The sequence below is a fragment of the Streptomyces sp. NPDC021562 genome, assembly GCF_040640875.1.
In the GTDB taxonomy this organism is placed as follows: Bacteria; Actinomycetota; Actinomycetes; order Streptomycetales; family Streptomycetaceae; genus Streptomyces.
This window is the reverse complement of the sequence record NZ_JBFACN010000012.1, coordinates 107,506-123,181: the sequence shown is the minus strand read 5'-3', so window position 1 is coordinate 123,181 and position 15,676 is coordinate 107,506. Positions and strand designations below refer to the sequence as shown.

General features: G+C 69.7%; 16 protein-coding genes. 12 read left to right on the top strand and 4 right to left on the bottom strand.

Annotated elements, in window-relative coordinates; translation table 11 throughout:
* Nucleotide 1 precedes the first annotated feature (1 nt).
* Together AB0G52_RS20270 and AB0G52_RS20265 are read right to left on the bottom strand one after the other, a co-directional pair.
* The gene (locus AB0G52_RS20270; RefSeq protein ID WP_132890283.1) at nucleotides 2-310 is read right to left on the bottom strand and encodes a PASTA domain-containing protein; all 309 of its coding nucleotides are present in this window, start codon (nucleotides 308-310) and stop codon (nucleotides 2-4) included.
* Between the two features lie 120 nt (nucleotides 311-430).
* Nucleotides 431-958: a GNAT family N-acetyltransferase gene (locus AB0G52_RS20265; RefSeq protein WP_132890282.1), complete on the bottom strand. Its 528-nt coding sequence runs from the start codon at nucleotides 956-958 to the stop codon at nucleotides 431-433.
* 48 nt (nucleotides 959-1,006) lie between these two features.
* On the opposite strand from AB0G52_RS20265, the gene AB0G52_RS20260 reads away from it, so the two are divergent.
* Nucleotides 1,007-2,341: a geranylgeranyl reductase family protein gene (locus tag AB0G52_RS20260; RefSeq protein WP_132890281.1), complete on the top strand. Its 1,335-nt coding sequence runs from the start codon at nucleotides 1,007-1,009 to the stop codon at nucleotides 2,339-2,341.
* 21 nt (nucleotides 2,342-2,362) lie between these two features.
* On the opposite strand, the gene def is transcribed toward AB0G52_RS20260, so the two are convergent.
* Both def and AB0G52_RS20250 read right to left on the bottom strand, forming a co-directional pair.
* Nucleotides 2,363-2,989, bottom strand: a complete 627-nt coding sequence (gene def / locus AB0G52_RS20255) for a peptide deformylase (RefSeq protein ID WP_361337628.1) — start codon at nucleotides 2,987-2,989, stop codon at nucleotides 2,363-2,365.
* A 282-nt stretch (nucleotides 2,990-3,271) separates the two neighbouring features.
* Complete coding sequence (locus tag AB0G52_RS20250) at nucleotides 3,272-4,078, bottom strand: C40 family peptidase (RefSeq protein ID WP_132890279.1); 807 nt, start codon at nucleotides 4,076-4,078, stop codon at nucleotides 3,272-3,274.
* 766 nt (nucleotides 4,079-4,844) lie between these two features.
* Here AB0G52_RS20250 and AB0G52_RS20245 point away from each other — a divergent pair.
* Genes AB0G52_RS20245 through nuoK form a run of 11 tightly spaced genes read left to right on the top strand, consistent with a single transcriptional unit; the run spans nucleotide 4,845 to nucleotide 15,674 of the window.
* The gene (locus AB0G52_RS20245; RefSeq protein ID WP_007383963.1) at nucleotides 4,845-5,204 is read left to right on the top strand and encodes an NADH-quinone oxidoreductase subunit A; all 360 of its coding nucleotides are present in this window, start codon (nucleotides 4,845-4,847) and stop codon (nucleotides 5,202-5,204) included.
* 13 nt (nucleotides 5,205-5,217) lie between these two features.
* Nucleotides 5,218-5,772: an NADH-quinone oxidoreductase subunit B gene (locus tag AB0G52_RS20240; RefSeq protein ID WP_055635348.1), complete on the top strand. Its 555-nt coding sequence runs from the start codon at nucleotides 5,218-5,220 to the stop codon at nucleotides 5,770-5,772.
* Nucleotides 5,769-6,512 carry an NADH-quinone oxidoreductase subunit C gene (locus AB0G52_RS20235; RefSeq protein ID WP_132890278.1) on the top strand — a complete coding sequence of 248 codons (744 nt, stop codon included), beginning with the start codon at nucleotides 5,769-5,771 and terminating at the stop codon, nucleotides 6,510-6,512. Before AB0G52_RS20240 ends, AB0G52_RS20235 begins: the two co-directional genes overlap by 4 nt.
* Nucleotides 6,509-7,831, top strand: coding sequence for an NADH-quinone oxidoreductase subunit D (locus AB0G52_RS20230; protein WP_132890277.1), 1,323 nt, complete (start codon nucleotides 6,509-6,511; stop codon nucleotides 7,829-7,831). The genes AB0G52_RS20235 and AB0G52_RS20230 overlap by 4 nt, the downstream gene beginning before the upstream one ends.
* The gene (gene nuoE / locus AB0G52_RS20225; RefSeq protein WP_132890276.1) at nucleotides 7,828-8,694 is read left to right on the top strand and encodes an NADH-quinone oxidoreductase subunit NuoE; all 867 of its coding nucleotides are present in this window, start codon (nucleotides 7,828-7,830) and stop codon (nucleotides 8,692-8,694) included. Before AB0G52_RS20230 ends, nuoE begins: the two co-directional genes overlap by 4 nt.
* Complete coding sequence (nuoF, locus tag AB0G52_RS20220) at nucleotides 8,691-10,040, top strand: NADH-quinone oxidoreductase subunit NuoF (protein ID WP_207921788.1); 1,350 nt, start codon at nucleotides 8,691-8,693, stop codon at nucleotides 10,038-10,040. The genes nuoE and nuoF overlap by 4 nt, the downstream gene beginning before the upstream one ends.
* Nucleotides 10,037-12,541 carry an NADH-quinone oxidoreductase subunit G gene (locus AB0G52_RS20215; protein ID WP_361337625.1) on the top strand — a complete coding sequence of 835 codons (2,505 nt, stop codon included), beginning with the start codon at nucleotides 10,037-10,039 and terminating at the stop codon, nucleotides 12,539-12,541. The genes nuoF and AB0G52_RS20215 overlap by 4 nt, the downstream gene beginning before the upstream one ends.
* Nucleotides 12,538-13,902 (top strand): NADH-quinone oxidoreductase subunit NuoH, encoded by a 1,365-nt coding sequence (nuoH, locus tag AB0G52_RS20210; RefSeq protein WP_132890273.1) that lies wholly within the window; start codon nucleotides 12,538-12,540, stop codon nucleotides 13,900-13,902. Before AB0G52_RS20215 ends, nuoH begins: the two co-directional genes overlap by 4 nt.
* Nucleotides 13,895-14,536 (top strand): NADH-quinone oxidoreductase subunit NuoI, encoded by a 642-nt coding sequence (gene nuoI, locus AB0G52_RS20205; RefSeq protein WP_132890272.1) that lies wholly within the window; start codon nucleotides 13,895-13,897, stop codon nucleotides 14,534-14,536. The genes nuoH and nuoI overlap by 8 nt, the downstream gene beginning before the upstream one ends.
* Nucleotides 14,533-15,378, top strand: coding sequence for an NADH-quinone oxidoreductase subunit J (locus AB0G52_RS20200; protein ID WP_132890271.1), 846 nt, complete (start codon nucleotides 14,533-14,535; stop codon nucleotides 15,376-15,378). The genes nuoI and AB0G52_RS20200 overlap by 4 nt, the downstream gene beginning before the upstream one ends.
* On the top strand, nucleotides 15,375-15,674 hold the full coding sequence (gene nuoK / locus AB0G52_RS20195) for an NADH-quinone oxidoreductase subunit NuoK (protein WP_046726439.1): 300 nt from the start codon (nucleotides 15,375-15,377) through the stop codon (nucleotides 15,672-15,674). The genes AB0G52_RS20200 and nuoK overlap by 4 nt, the downstream gene beginning before the upstream one ends.
* Nucleotides 15,675-15,676 lie beyond the last annotated feature (2 nt).

Here is a 15,676-nt window from a genome sequence, read left to right as displayed (position 1 = left end):
CTCAGGGGCTGCTCACCTCGAAGGCGTCCCCCGGCCGGTCCAGCTCCCGTTGCAGCCCGCCGCTCGGCGGCCGTGGCACGCGTGGCTCGCGCACGCCCCCGCCGCCCTCGCCCTCACCGAAGTCGAACCACACGTACACCATCGAGTCCCGCGGCACCTCGGCACCGGGCTGCGGGAACTGGCGCACGACGTAGTCGACGACCGTGAGGTGGAAGTCCGGCCGGTCCGGCGCGTGGAGGGACAGCCCCCGCGCCTGGGCGGTCTCGCGCGCGTCCACGGCCATCAGGCCGACCAGCCGTGGCACACGCACTTCGGGTGTTTTGCGCGTTATGTACACAGATGTCACCCCCAGCGGTACTGGAAGGGTAACTCTCCACTCGCGGCCGCCGGAAGCACCAAGTGTCTTTCTGTGACAGATCGTTACTCTGCGTCACTGACCCTGCGGTGCCGCCCGCAGGTCGAGCCGGAAGCAGAGCGCGTCCTCCGGCAGCCGCGGATGCGGGTAGGACCCGGCAGGCTCCATCCCGAGGCGCCGGGTGACCGCGACCGACCGCTCGTTGCCCGGCCGCACCATCGCCACCACCCTCGGCACACCGGCCGCCCGCAGCCGCTCCAGGGTCAGCAGCGCCGCCGCCGTCGCGTACCCCTTCCCCCAGTGGGCCCGCCCGAGCCGCCAGCCGATCTCGATCTCGCCCGTCGGTCCCCAGCCGGGCGCCCACGGCTGCGCACCGGTGAAGCCGATGACCTCCCCCGCCTCACCGGTCAGTGTCCACAGGCAGAAACCCAGCTCCGCGTCGTGCCGGCGCTGGCGCGCGGTGAGCTCCTCGTAGACGGACAGCTCCGCGGACCTGCCGCCGTAGAACTCCATGACCTCCGGGTCGTCGAACGCCCGGTGCCAGGCGAACGCGTCCTCGTGCGTGGGCACACGCAGCCGTACCGCGGGGAGAGCTCGGTTCACAGGGGCAGCCCTTCAGCCGGGTGATCAGTTCCGCTGAATAGACTGCCCATGTCCAGTGCCCGTCGGCACGCAGATTTCGAGCCTTGGGGAGACCCCGTCGTGACCGAGCCCCTCTCCGAAAACACCGCCGATGTCATCGTCGTCGGCGCGGGGCCAGCCGGCTCCACGACGGCCTACCACCTCGCCAAGTCCGGCCTCGACGTCCTCCTGCTGGAGAAGACCGAGTTCCCGCGCGAGAAGGTGTGCGGCGACGGACTCACCCCGCGCGCCGTGAAGCAGCTCGTCGCCATGGGCATCGACATCTCCGAGGAGGCCGGCTGGCTGCGCAACAAGGGCCTGCGCATCATCGGCGGCGGCACCCGCCTCCAGCTGGACTGGCCGGATCTCGCCTCCTTCCCCGACTACGGCCTGGTGCGCAAGCGCGACGACTTCGACGAACAGCTCGCCCGCCAGGCCCAGAAGGCCGGTGCCCGGCTCTTCGAGCGCTGCAACGTCGGTGCCCCGGTCATCGACGACCGCACCGGCCGGATCACCGGCGTGCACGCCAAGCTCGGCGAGGAGAAGCGCGAAGTCACCTTCCACGCCCCCCTCGTGGTGGCCGCCGACGGCAACTCCACCCGGCTCTCCCTGGCGATGGGCCTGCACCGCCGCGAGGACCGCCCGATGGGCGTGGCCGTCCGGACCTACTTCACCTCCCCCCGTCACGACGACGACTACCTGGAGTCCTGGCTGGAACTCTGGGACCGCCGCGGCCCCCAGGACCGCCTCCTTCCCGGCTACGGCTGGATCTTCGGCATGGGCGACGGCACCTCCAACGTCGGCCTCGGCGTCCTGAACACCTCCGACTCCTTCAAGGAACTGGACTGGCGCGAGGTCCTCAAGGCCTGGTGCGCATCCATGCCCGAGGACTGGGGCTACACCCCGGACAACATGACCGGCCCCATCCGCGGCGCCGCGCTCCCCATGGCCTTCAACCGCCAGCCCCACTACACGCGCGGCCTGCTGCTCGTCGGCGACGCCGGCGGCCTGGTGAACCCCTTCAACGGCGAGGGCATCGCCTACGCCATGGAGTCCGGCCAGATCGCCGCCGACGTCATCGTCCAGGCGCACGCGCGGGCCACGCCCGGCGGGCGGGAACTCGCCCTCCAGCGCTACCCGCGCGTCCTCAAGGACACCTACGGCGGCTACTACACGCTCGGCCGCGCCTTCGTGAAGCTCATCGGCAACCCGAAGGTCATGCAGATCGCGGCCCAGCGCGGCCTGACCCACCCGCTGCTGATGAAGTTCACCCTGAAGCTCCTGGCGAACCTCACCGACCCGACCGGCGGCGACGCGATGGACCGCATCATCAACGGCCTGAGCAAGGTGGCCCCCAAGGCCTGACCGCGCCCAGGTCGGCAGGCCCTAGGAACCGAGCGCCTCGATGGCGGCGGACCGGCGGGCGTGGACGTCCTGGCGCCGGTCCGCCATCTGCCGCAGCGCTTCCTTCCGCTCCCGCCGGGAGAGCCGGTCGAGGTACACGCGTCCGTTCACATGGTCGGTCTCGTGCGCGAGGCAGCGGGCGAAATACCCCGTTCCCACGACGGTGAGCGGATTGCCGTCCTTGTCCTGCCCGTGCACGACCGCCCGGTCCGGCCGAGGCACCTCCATGACGGCACCCGGCACCGACAGGCATCCCTCGCTGTCGTCCAGCAGTCGCCGTTCGGCCGGGTCCTGGTCCTCCAGGACGGGATTGACGATGTGTCCGACATGCCGGACACCGTCGTCGTCGGGGCAGTCGTACACGAACAGCCGCAGGTCGACTCCGACCTGGTTGGCGGCCAGGCCTGCTCCGTCGGCGACGTACATCGTGAGGAACATGTCGTCGACGAGCGCGGCGAGGTCGGGCCCGAACTCGGTGACGTCCCGGCACGGCTTGTGCAGGACGTCCTCACCGGTCTCGGTGATCCGGCGCACCGAACCGCGCCGGGCCTCGGGGGCGTGCCGGGGGTAGTGGTCCACGGGGTTGCCCTGGACGAAGACGCGTGGCATCGCGGTGTCTCCTTCTCGCATCCCGGGCCGCTCCGTGCGAGCGGCCCGCATCGAGGATCCCAGGAGACGAGGGATCGCGGGCGGGCCTGTGGAAAACCCCGCGAGGCACCTGTGGAGAACCGGGGGAGACGCGCGGGGAACGCGACGAGCCCCCTCAGGGCGAGCCCCCTTCAGGGGCCCGTGCGGACAAGCCGGAAGGGCCGCTGCCCCCGAGCGGCTGCGGCCCTCACCGTGCTTGTGAAATGCCCGAGTCGTTCGGGTTGTCCGGCTGGCTCGGGTCGGTCAGAGCACCCGCACCGCGCCGGTCGGCGGGTCGTACGACAGCGGGTGCTCCCCGACGCCGCTGGAGGGGTTCTGCGCGCCGACGAACATGCCGTCGCCGACGTACACCGCCACGTGGTACGCGCTGCCGGCGCTGCCCCAGTAGAGGATGTCGCCGGGCTGCAGGTTGCTCAGCGAGACCTGGGTGCCCTGCGTCGACTGGTCCTGGGAGACGCGCGGCAGGCTGACGCCGACCGACTTGAAGGCGGCCTGCACGAGGCCCGAGCAGTCCCACGAGTTGGGGCCCGTGCCGCCGGAGACGTAGGCGTCGCCGATCTGCGCCTTCACGAAGGCGACCACGGCGGCGGCCGAACCGGTCGCCGTGGACGTGCTCGTGGAGCTGCTGGAGCTCGCGGCGGTGGCGCTGAGGGTGGTCCGCTCGGCACTGCGCGAAACGGCCTGCTCGGCGGCGGCCTTGCGGGCCTCCTCGGCCTTCTTCTTGGCCTCGGCCTTCTGCTTCGCCTCGGCGAGGTCCGCCTTGGCCTGCTTCGCGGCCTTCGCGGCGGCCGCGTCGCGCTCGGCCTGGAGGGAGTAGTTCGCGGCTGCCTGCTGCGTGGCGTCGGCGGACTGGGCCACCTGGGTGGCCACATCGGCCGTCAGGATGGGCAGTTCGAGCGTCTGCGTCACGGGTTCGGCGGCACTCGCCGACGCCGCGCCCGCCGCTGCCATGCCCAGGACGCCACTGGCAACTCCGGCGCGCACGGCGATGTTCGTCGTCGCGCTGCGGCGGGGCTTCCGGTGGCTGCGTATGTGAGCGGTGTGGGACATGGGAACAACCGGTATCAGGGGCTCCTTCATATCTACAAGAAACGTGTGCTGCGCCACAGTTGTTCAATCGGGGCCCCAAATCACCCGCGTGTCCTTCCTTATTGACGCCGTAACGGACATTGCGGACGCCTGTGATCAGGCCTGTGATCACGTTCTTTCGCCATTACGCCCGAATTGCCCGCGACCTACCATCGGTTGGGGTCGTTGGCCAACCCCCGTTCTCGGACCCCTCTCATCGATGTGGCGGAGGTCACGGAACGGTCACCGGGAGGGGTGCGTCTCGCGCGGGGATCGGGGCAGGAGTGATGCCCGCCCGAGTTCGTGAACGCGCGCACGCGTCCACACCGGGCTCCGCCCCTCCCTCTGATGTGTGAACGCGGCCCTCTATCAGGACGCTCGGTCCATCGCCAATTTGCATGCAGGGGAACTCTCTTGATATAGAGACGCTCGCTTCGGACCCCCTCCCGCCTGCGCCGACGGGCGAAAATGTCACTTCTGGTGATCAGGTGAACGCTTCGGGTGTGAAGATCACTACTCATCCGACTTCATGATCGATCGTCAGGTGGTGGAGATCACAAAGCTTGTGCAATACCCCGTGTCGCAGATCACAGAGCGTCGGGCATAAGATGCGAGGCAGTTGGGCTTGTGACCTGCTTCACATGTTCGCGATCTTCGCCCGGGACGCGCGGGGTTCGTGTGACGGACGAGGCAGGTGAGCCCAGCCGAACCGCCACCAGTCAGTGCCGACTGAGAGGAGCGAGGAGCGGTGAACGCCTATGCGCCCATCCTCGTACTGGGAGCCCTCGGGGCAGGCTTTGCGATCTTCTCCGTGGTCATGGCCACGCTGATCGGTCCGAAGCGGTACAACCGCGCCAAGCTCGAAGCCTACGAGTGCGGTATCGAACCGACCCCCACGCCGGCCGGCGGCGGGCGTTTCCCGATCAAGTACTACCTGACGGCGATGCTCTTCATCGTCTTCGACATCGAGATCGTCTTCCTCTACCCGTGGGCCGTCACCTTCGACGCCCTGGGTGTTTTCGGGCTCGTGGAGATGCTGCTCTTCGTGCTCACCGTCTTCGTCGCGTACGCGTACGTATGGCGGCGCGGCGGCCTGGAATGGGACTGAGGGGCCTTTAGACATGGGACTCGAAGAAAAGCTGCCGAGCGGATTCCTGCTGACCACCGTCGAGCAGGCCGCGGGCTGGGTGCGCAAGGCTTCCGTCTTCCCCGCCACCTTCGGCCTCGCCTGCTGCGCCATCGAGATGATGACCACCGGCGCCGGCCGCTACGACCTGGCCCGCTTCGGCATGGAGGTCTTCCGCGGATCGCCCCGCCAGGCCGACCTCATGATCGTCGCCGGCCGGGTCAGCCAGAAGATGGCACCGGTACTGAGGCAGGTCTACGACCAGATGCCCAACCCCAAGTGGGTGATCTCCATGGGCGTCTGCGCCTCCTCGGGCGGCATGTTCAACAACTACGCGATCGTCCAGGGCGTCGACCACATCGTCCCCGTGGACATCTACCTCCCCGGCTGCCCCCCGCGCCCCGAGATGCTGATGGACGCCATCCTCAAGCTCCATCACAAGATCCAGAACTCCAAGCTCGGCGTCAACGCCGAGGAAGCGGCCCGCGAGGCGGAGGAGGCGGCGCTCAAGGCCCTGCCCACGATCGAGATGAAGGGGCTGCTGCGGTGAGCGACGCCAACGGCCACAACGGGGTCAACCCCGAGAAGGACCTGGCCGCCGACAACCTCCCCGGCCAGCGGGGGCAGGGCGGTGAGGAGATCCGCGTCCAGCGGGGCATGTTCGGCGCCGGCAACGGCGGCGACACCTCCGGCTATGGCGGACTGGTCCGCTCGATCCGCCTTCCCGGACCGGCGAGCCGCCCCTACGGCGGCTGGTTCGACGAGGTCGCCGACGAGCTGGAGGGCGCTCTGGAGGAGCAGGGCCTGCTCCCCGACAACGCCGTCGAGAAGACCGTCGTCGACCGCGGTGAGATCACCTTCCACATCGAACGCGAGCACCTGGTCCGCGTCGCCCGCACCCTGCGCGACGACCCGGCGCTCCGCTTCGAGCTGTGCACCGGCGTCAGCGGCGTCCACTACCCGCACGACAAGGGCCGCGAGCTGCACGCCGTCTACCACCTGCGGTCGATCACCCACAACCGGCTGATCCGGCTCGAGGTCAGCGCCCCCGACGCCGACCCGCACGTCCCGTCCCTGGTCTCCGTGTACCCGACCAACGACTGGCACGAGCGCGAGACCTACGACTTCTTCGGGATCGTCTTCGACGGTCACCCGGCCCTGACGCGGATCATGATGCCGGACGACTGGCAGGGCCATCCGCAACGCAAGGACTACCCGCTCGGCGGCATCCCCGTCGAGTACAAGGGCGCCCAGATCCCGGCTCCGGACCAGCGGAGGTCGTACTCGTGAGCACGTCACAGGCTTCCCCCCGCGAGACCACCGAGGGCACCGTATACACGGTCACCGGCGGCGACTGGGACGAGGTCGTCCAGTCCGCGGCCCGCGCGGACGACGAACGCATCGTCGTCAACATGGGTCCCCAGCACCCGTCCACCCATGGAGTGCTCCGGCTCATCCTGGAGATCGACGGCGAGACGGTCACCGAAGCCCGCTGCGGCATCGGCTACCTCCACACCGGGATCGAGAAGAACCTCGAATTCCGCACCTGGACGCAGGGCACCACGTTCGTGACCCGCATGGACTACCTGACGTCCTTCTTCAACGAGACCGCCTACTGTCTCGCCGTCGAGAAGCTCCTCGGCATCGAGGACGAGATCACCGAGCGCGCCAAGATCATCCGGGTGCTCCTCATGGAGCTGAACCGGCTCTCCTCCCACCTGGTGTGCATCGCCACCGGAGGCATGGAACTCGGCGCCACCACGATCATGATCTACGGATTCCGTGATCGTGAAATGATTCTCGACCTCTACGAACTCATCACCGGCCTGCGCATGAACCACGCGTACATCCGCCCCGGCGGACTCGCCCAGGACCTGCCGCCCGGCGCCGTGGACCAGATCCGCGAGTTCGTGAAGAAGATGCGGAAGAACCTCCCGGAGTACGACAAGCTCGCCACCGGCAACCCCATCTTCAAGGCCCGTATGCAGGACGTCGGCTACCTGGATCTGTCCGGCTGCATGGCCCTCGGCGCCACCGGACCGATCCTGCGCTCCACCGGCCTCCCGCACGACCTGCGCAAGACCCAGCCCTACTGCGGCTACGAGACCTACGACTTCGACGTCGCCGTCGCCGACACCTGCGACTCCTACGGCCGCTTCCTGATCCGCCTGGAGGAGATGCGCCAGTCGCTCAGGATCATCGAACAGTGCCTGGACCGGCTGCAGCCCGGACCGGTCATGGTCGCCGACAAGAAGATCGCCTGGCCCGCCCAGCTCGCCCTCGGCCCCGACGGGCTCGGCAACTCCCTCGACCACATCAAGAAGATCATGGGCACCTCCATGGAGGCCCTGATCCACCACTTCAAACTGGTCACCGAGGGCTTCCGGGTGCCGCCCGGCCAGGCCTACGCGGCCGTCGAGTCCCCCAAGGGCGAACTCGGCGTGCACGCCGTCTCCGACGGCGGCACCCGCCCCTTCCGGGTCCACTTCCGCGACCCGTCCTTCACCAACCTGCAGGCCATGGCGGCGATGTGCGAGGGCGGCCAGGTCGCCGACGTCATCGTCGCCGTCGCGTCCATCGACCCCGTGATGGGAGGCGTCGACCGGTGACCACCTCTTCCTCGGAGCGCGGCATCAGCCTCGGCATGCCCGAGCTGCCCGCCCCCGCGTACCCGGACGACGTCCGGACCCGGCTGGAGGCCGACGCGCGCGACGTCATCGCCCGCTACCCCGACTCCCGGTCCGCCCTGCTGCCGCTGCTGCACCTCGTGCAGTCGCAGGAGGGACACGTCACCCGCACCGGGATGCAGTTCTGCGCGGACATGCTGAACCTCACCACCGCCGAGGTCACCGCCGTCGCCACCTTCTACACCATGTACCGGCGCCGGCCCTCCGGCGACTACCAGGTCGGCGTCTGCACCAACACACTGTGCGCGGTCATGGGCGGCGACGCGATCTTCGAGACCCTCCAGGAGCACCTGGGCGTCGGCAACGGCGAGACCACCGACGACGGCAAGGTCACCCTGGAGCACATCGAGTGCAACGCGGCCTGCGACTTCGCACCGGTCGTCATGGTCAACTGGGAGTTCTTCGACAACCAGACCCCCGCCAGCGCCAAGCGCCTCGTCGACGACCTGCGCGCGGGACGGGACGTCGAACCCACACGCGGCGCCCGGCTCTGCACCTTCAAGGAGACCGCCCGGATCCTGGCCGGCTTCCCCGACGAGCGGCCCGGTGCCGTCGAGGAGAGCGGCAGCGCGGGGCCCGCGTCGCTGGTGGGCCTCCGCCTGGCAAGGGGAGAGACCGCGCCCGCGCGCGTGGTCCACCCGCGCGGAGGTCCGGAGGAGGTGCCGGACCGGACGGTGCACGAGCCGTCCCCGACCGAACACCTCAGCTCCCACGACGCACCGCAGGAGACCTCGGCCTCCGACCCGTCGCACCCGGCAGGGCCTGCCGCCGAGGAGGGGGAGTGATGACGGTGGTACCCGACCTCAAGGACACCAGCCCCGAGAAGCTGCTCGCACCCGTGCTGTCGGCCTTCTGGGACGAGGACCGGTCGTGGACGCTCGACGTCTACCGAAGGCACGAAGGCTACGAGGGGCTCCGCAAGGCGCTCGCCATGTCGCCGGACGACCTGATCGCCTATGTCAAGGAGTCCGGACTGCGCGGCCGCGGCGGCGCGGGCTTCCCGACCGGGATGAAGTGGCAGTTCATCCCGCAGGGAGACGGCAAACCGCACTATCTTGTTGTCAACGCCGACGAATCGGAGCCCGGGACCTGCAAGGACATCCCGCTCCTCTTCGCGAACCCGCACAGCCTCATCGAGGGCATCGTGATCGCGTGCTACGCCATCCGGTCGTCGCATGCCTTCATCTATCTGCGGGGCGAGGTCGTCCCCGTCCTGCGGCGGTTGCACGAGGCCGTGCGCGAGGCCTACGCGGCCGGCTACCTCGGCGAGAACATCCTCGGCAGCGGCCTCGACCTCACCCTCACCGTGCACGCCGGCGCCGGCGCGTACATCTGCGGTGAGGAGACCGCGCTGCTCGACTCGCTCGAAGGCCGCCGCGGCCAACCGCGGCTGCGTCCCCCCTTCCCTGCCGTCGAAGGGCTCTACGCCTGCCCGACTGTGGTGAACAACGTCGAGTCCATCGCCTCGGTTCCCGCCATCCTGCACAAGGGCAAGGAATGGTTCAGGTCGATGGGGAGCGAGAAGTCGCCCGGCTTCACGCTCTACTCCCTCAGCGGCCACGTCGCGAGCCCCGGCCAGTACGAGGCACCGCTCGGCATCACCCTGCGTCAGCTCCTCGACATGAGCGGCGGCATGCGCACCGGCCACCGCCTCAAGTTCTGGACGCCCGGCGGGTCCTCGACGCCCATGTTCACCGACGAGCACCTCGACGTCCCCCTCGACTACGAAGGCGTCGGCGCCGCCGGTTCCATGCTGGGCACCAAGGCCCTGCAGTGCTTCGACGAGACCACCTGCGTGGTGCGCGCCGTCACCCGCTGGACCGAGTTCTACGCCCACGAGTCCTGCGGCAAGTGCACCCCCTGCCGTGAAGGCACCTACTGGCTCGTGCAGTTGCTGCGCGACATCGAGGCCGGCAAGGGCGTCATGTCCGACCTGGACAAGCTGAACGACATCGCCGACAACATCAACGGCAAGTCCTTCTGCGCCCTCGGCGACGGCGCAGCGTCCCCGATCTTCTCCTCGCTGAAGTACTTCCGCGAGGAGTACGAACAGCACATCACGGGCCGGGGCTGCCCCTTCGACCCGGCCAAGTCGACGGCCTGGGCGGACCGCCCGGAGGTGAACGCATGACCGTGACCACGAGTTCCCCCTCCTCGGGGGGAACGGCGGCGGTCCCGCCGGAGGACCTCGTCACGCTGACGATCGACGGCGTGGAGATCAGCGTGCCCAAGGGCACCCTCGTCATCCGCGCCGCCGAACAGCTCGGCATCGAGATCCCCCGCTTCTGCGACCACCCCCTGCTGGACCCGGCCGGCGCCTGCCGGCAGTGCATCGTCGAGGTCGAGGGCCAGCGCAAGCCCATGGCGTCCTGCACGATCACCTGCACGGACGGCATGGTCGTGAAGACCCACCTCACCTCGCCCGTGGCCGAGAAGGCCCAGCACGGGGTGATGGAGCTGCTGCTCATCAACCACCCGCTGGACTGCCCGGTCTGCGACAAGGGCGGCGAGTGCCCGCTGCAGAACCAGGCGATGTCGCACGGCAACGCCGAGTCCCGCTTCGACGGCAGGAAGCGCACCTACGAGAAGCCCGTCCCGATCTCCACCCAGGTGCTGCTGGACCGCGAACGCTGCGTGCTGTGCGCGCGCTGCACCCGGTTCTCCAACCAGGTCGCCGGCGACCCCATGATCGAGCTCCTGGAACGCGGCGCGCTCCAGCAGGTCGGCACCGGCGAGGGCGACCCGTTCGAGTCGTACTTCTCCGGGAACACCATCCAGATCTGCCCGGTCGGCGCACTGACCTCGGCGGCGTACCGCTTCCGCTCCCGCCCCTTCGACCTGATCTCCTCGCCGTCCGTGTGCGAGCACTGCGCGGGCGGCTGCGCCACCCGCACCGACCACCGGCGCGGCAAGGTCATGCGGCGGCTCGCCGCCAACGACCCCGAGGTCAACGAGGAGTGGATCTGCGACAAGGGACGCTTCGCGTTCCGGTACGCGCAGCAGAAGGACCGCCTGGACACCCCGCTGGTCCGGAGCGCCCAGGGCGTCCTCGAACCCGCCTCCTGGCCGGAGGCCCTCGAAGCCGCCGCGCGGGGCCTGTCCGCCGCCCGCTCCCGGGCCGGCGTCCTCACCGGCGGCCGGCTCACCGTCGAGGACGCCTACGCGTACAGCAAGTTCGCGCGCGTGGCGCTCGGCACCAACGACATCGACTTCCGCGCGCGCGTGCACAGCGGCGAGGAGGCCGACTTCCTGGCCGCACACGTCGCGGGACGCGGCCGGGACCTCGACGGCACGGGCGTCACCTACACCACCCTGGAGAAGGCGCCCGCCGTCCTGCTGGTCGGCTTCGAGTCGGAGGAGGAGGCACCCGGCGTCTTCCTGCGGCTGCGCAAGGCCTGGCGCAAGCACAAGCAGAAGGTGTACGCGCTCGCCACGCACGCCACGCGCGGCCTGCAGAAGGCCGGCGGCACCCTGCTGCCGGCCGCGCCCGGCACCGAGACCGAGTGGCTGGACGCCCTCGCCGGCGGCGTCGGCCTGGAGGAGGTCGGCACCCTGGCCGCCGAGGCACTGCGCACCGACGGCGCGGTCATCGTCGTCGGAGAGCGGCTGGCGTCGGTCGCCGGCGGACTCACCGCCGCCGTACGGGCCGCCGCGGCCACCGGCGCGCAGCTGGTGTGGATCCCGCGCCGGGCCGGGGAGCGCGGCGCGATCGAGGCGGGTGCGCTGCCGTCGCTGCTGCCGGGCGGCCGCCCGGCCACCGACCCGCGCGCGCGTGAGGAGGTCGCCGCCGCCTGGGGCATGTCGGAACTCCCGCCCGGCCACGGCCGGGACACCGGCCAGATCATCGAGTCCGCCGCCCGCGGCGAACTGTCGGCCCTGCTGGTGGCCGGTGTCGAGGTCGCCGACCTGCCCGACCCGGCACGCGCGCGTGAGGCGCTCGAAGCCGTCGGCTTCCTGGTCTCCCTGGAGCTGCGGCCCAGCGAGGTCACCGAACACGCCGACGTCGTCCTGCCGGTCGCCGCGGTCGCCGAGAAGGCCGGTACCTTCCTCAACTGGGAGGGACGGGCCCGCCTCTTCGAGGCCGCCGTCAAGCCCGACCAGATGACCCGGCGGCTCGCACCCACCGACGCGCGCGTGCTGCAGATGCTCGCCGACGCCATGGACGTCCACCTCGGACTGCCCGACCTGCGCACCACGCGCGCGGAGCTGGACCGGCTCGGCGGCTGGGACGGGCCGAAGGCCTCCGCACCGCTGGAGACCGGCGCCCCGCTGCCGCGGCCGGCCGCCGGGGAGGCCGTGCTCGCCGGACACCGGCTCCTCCTCGACCAGGGCGTCCTCCAGGACGGCGACGAGGCACTGGCCGGCACCCGGCACGCGGCCCACGCGCGCCTGTCCGCCGCGACGGCCGCCGAGGCGGGCGTCGCGGACGGCGCTCTCGTCGCCGTCACCGGAACCTCCGGCACCGTCGAACTCCCCCTCATGATCACCGAGATGCCCGACCGCGTGGTCTGGCTCCCGCTGAACTCGGTGGGCGGCGGTGTCGCCTCCGACACCGGCACGCAGCCCGGCGCCCTCGTCCGTATCGGCCCGGCGGCCACCGCCGGTGAGGCACCCAAGGAGGTGGAGGCATGAGCCCGTTCCTCGCCGCTGAAGACCTCTCCATGTTCGGCCGCGACCCGTGGTGGCTGGTCGTCATCAAGGCCGTCTTCTGCTTCGCCTTCCTGATGGTGACCGTACTGATCTCCATCGTCATGGAGCGCAAGGTCGTCGCCTGGATGCAGCTGCGCGTCGGCCCCAACCGGCACGGCCCCTGGGGCATGCTCCAGTCGCTCGCCGACGGCATCAAGCTGATGCTCAAGGAAGACGTGGTCGTCAAACGCGCCGACAAGGCCGTGTACGTCCTGGCGCCGATCGTTGCGGCCATCCCGGCGTTCATGGCCATCGCGGTCATCCCGTTCGGCCCCGCCGACAACGAGGTGTCGATCTTCGGCCACCGCACCACGATGCAGCTCACCGACCTGCCGATCGCGATGCTCTACATCCTCGCGGTCGCCTCCGTCGGCATCTACGGCATCGTGCTCGCCGGCTGGAGCTCCGGATCGACCTACCCGCTCCTCGGCGGCCTGCGCTCCTGCGCGCAGATGATCTCCTACGAGATCGCCATGGGCGCCGCGTTCGCCTCCGTGTTCCTGTACTCCGGGTCGATGTCGACGTCCACGATCGTCGACCAGCAGCAGGGCCGCTGGTACATCCTGCTGCTGCCGGTCTCGTTCCTCCTCTACGTCGTCACCATGATCGGCGAGACCAACCGCGCCCCCTTCGACATGCCGGAGTCCGAGGGCGACCTGGTCGGCGGCTTCAACACCGAGTACTCGTCGATCAAGTTCGCGATGTTCATGCTCGCCGAGTACGTCAACATGGTGACGGTCTCCGCCGTGTCGACCACGCTGTTCCTCGGCGGCTGGCGGGCCCCCTGGCCGATCAGCACCGTCTGGGCGGGCGCCAACCACGGCTGGTGGCCGATGCTCTGGTTCGTCGCCAAGGTCGTCGTGCTGCTGTTCGTCTTCGTCTGGGTACGCGGCACCCTCCCGCGCGTGCGCTACGACCAGCTGATGAAGCTCGGCTGGAAGGTCCTCATCCCGGTCTCGGTCGTCTGGCTGATGCTCGTCGCGACCGTACGGACCCTGCGCAACGAGAACTACGGCTTCGCCGACATCGCCCTCTACGTCGGCGGCGGCGTCCTCACCCTGCTGGTCCTGTCCTTCGTCGTCGACCTCTTCCGCGACAAGGGCAGGGAGGCCGGGCAGCCCGCCGCGGAGCCGGCCGGCTTCGACCCGATGGCGGGCGGGTTCCCGGTACCGCCGCTGCCCGGACAGGAGCTGCCGCCGGTGCCCCGGCGCCGTCCCCGCCGGGAGCGGGAGCTGATTGTCAGTGGCGGCACGGACACTGTCAGTGACGGATCTTCGGATGGAAAGGAGGCGTCCGATGGCTGAGGAGCCCAAGGAGAGCAAGCCCGGTTTCCTGAACCCCGCGGCCGGCTTCGGCGTGACCTTCAAGGCCATGTTCAAGAAGCGGCTGACCGAGCAGTACCCGGAGCAGAAGAAGACCACGGCCCCGCGGTTCCACGGACGGCACCAGCTCAACCGCCATCCGGACGGCCTGGAGAAGTGCGTCGGCTGCGAACTGTGCGCCTGGGCCTGCCCCGCCGACGCCATCTACGTGGAGGGCGCCGACAACACCGACGAGGAGCGTTACTCGCCGGGCGAGCGGTACGGCCGCGTCTACCAGATCAACTACGCCCGCTGCATCCTGTGCGGGCTGTGCATCGAGGCGTGCCCCACGCGCGCGCTGACGATGACCAACGAGTTCGAACTGGCCGACAGCAGCCGCGCCAACCTGATCTACACCAAGGAACAGCTGCTCGCCGGCCTCGAAGAGGGCATGGTCGACACCCCGCACGCGATCTTCCCGGGGACCGACGAACAGGACTACTACCGGGGCCTGGTCACCGAGGCCGCGCCCGGGACCGTACGCCAGGTCGCCGTCTCCAAGGGCGAGGTCCCCCAGGAGGCCGAGTCCACCTTCGGTCCGGACGAACCGGCCTCGCAGGAGGTGATCGGCCGATGAACCCGCAGCAGCTCGCCGCCTATGCCACCTCCACCGGCGAGGCCTTCCAGTTCTGGGTCCTCGGCACCGTCGCCGTCATCGGCGCCCTGTGCACCGTCTTCATGCGGAAGGCCGTGCACAGCGCGCTGTGCCTCGCCGGCACCATGATCGTCCTGGCGGTGTTCTACCTCGCCAACGGCGCCTACTTCCTCGGCATCGTGCAGATCGTCGTCTACACCGGCGCGATCATGATGCTGTTCCTCTTCGTGGTGATGCTGGTCGGCGTGACCGCCGCCGACTCCCTGAAGGAGACCATCAAGGGCCAGCGCTGGCTGGCCCTGCTGTGCGGCGTCGGCTTCGGTGTCCTGCTCTTCGCGGGCATCGCCAACGCCTCCCTGAAGCAGTTCAACGGCACCGGCCAGGCCAACGCGAACGGCAACGTGCAGGGCCTCGCCGCCCTCATCTTCACCAAGTACGTGTTCGCCTTCGAAATCACCGGCGCCCTGCTCATCACCGCGGCCGTCGGCGCCATGGTGCTCACCCACCGCGAGCGCACCGAACGCCCCAGGACCCAGCGCGAACTGGCGGAGCAGCGGGTCCGCGAGGGCAAGCACGTGCCGCCGCTGCCCGCCCCCGGCGTCTACGCCCGGCACAACGCCGTGGACATCGCCGGCCTGCTGCCCGACGGCACCCCCTCGGAGCTCACGGTCAGCAAGACACTGCGCGACCGCGGCCAGATCCGCGACGTGTCGACGCAGGCACTCAACGACCTGCGGGCCCTGGAACAGCGCGCCGAGGAACGGCTGGAGCGCACCCCGGTCGAACCCGCCCACCACAAGCGGAGCGAGGAGGCGTCGAAGTGAACCCCGTCTACTACCTCTACCTCGCCGCCCTGTTGTTCACGATCGGCGCCACCGGTGTGCTGATCAGACGAAACGCGATCGTCGTCTTCATGTGCATCGAGCTGATGCTCAACGCCTGCAACCTCGCGTTCGTCGTCTTCTCCCGCATGCACGGCAATCTCGACGGCCAGATCATCGCCTTCTTCACGATGGTCGTCGCCGCCGCGGAGGTCGTGGTCGGGCTCGCGATCATCGTGTCGCTGTTCCGTACCCGCCACTCGGCCTCGGTCGACGACGCCAGCCTGATGAAGCTGTAAGG

Excerpts from the sequence above, each read along its gene's own strand:
- AB0G52_RS20260 (WP_132890281.1), top strand. The coding sequence starts at position 1,007 with ATGTCCAGTGCCCGTCGGCACGCAGATTTCGAGCCTTGGGGAGACCCC.
- def (WP_361337628.1), bottom strand. The coding sequence starts at position 2,989 with ATGCCACGCGTCTTCGTCCAGGGCAACCCCGTGGACCACTACCCCCGG.
- AB0G52_RS20250 (WP_132890279.1), bottom strand. The coding sequence starts at position 4,078 with ATGTCCCACACCGCTCACATACGCAGCCACCGGAAGCCCCGCCGCAGC.
- AB0G52_RS20240 (WP_055635348.1), top strand. The coding sequence starts at position 5,218 with ATGGGACTCGAAGAAAAGCTGCCGAGCGGATTCCTGCTGACCACCGTC.
- AB0G52_RS20215 (WP_361337625.1), top strand. The coding sequence starts at position 10,037 with ATGACCGTGACCACGAGTTCCCCCTCCTCGGGGGGAACGGCGGCGGTC.
- nuoH (WP_132890273.1), top strand. The coding sequence starts at position 12,538 with ATGAGCCCGTTCCTCGCCGCTGAAGACCTCTCCATGTTCGGCCGCGAC.
- nuoI (WP_132890272.1), top strand. The coding sequence starts at position 13,895 with ATGGCTGAGGAGCCCAAGGAGAGCAAGCCCGGTTTCCTGAACCCCGCG.
- AB0G52_RS20200 (WP_132890271.1), top strand. The coding sequence starts at position 14,533 with ATGAACCCGCAGCAGCTCGCCGCCTATGCCACCTCCACCGGCGAGGCC.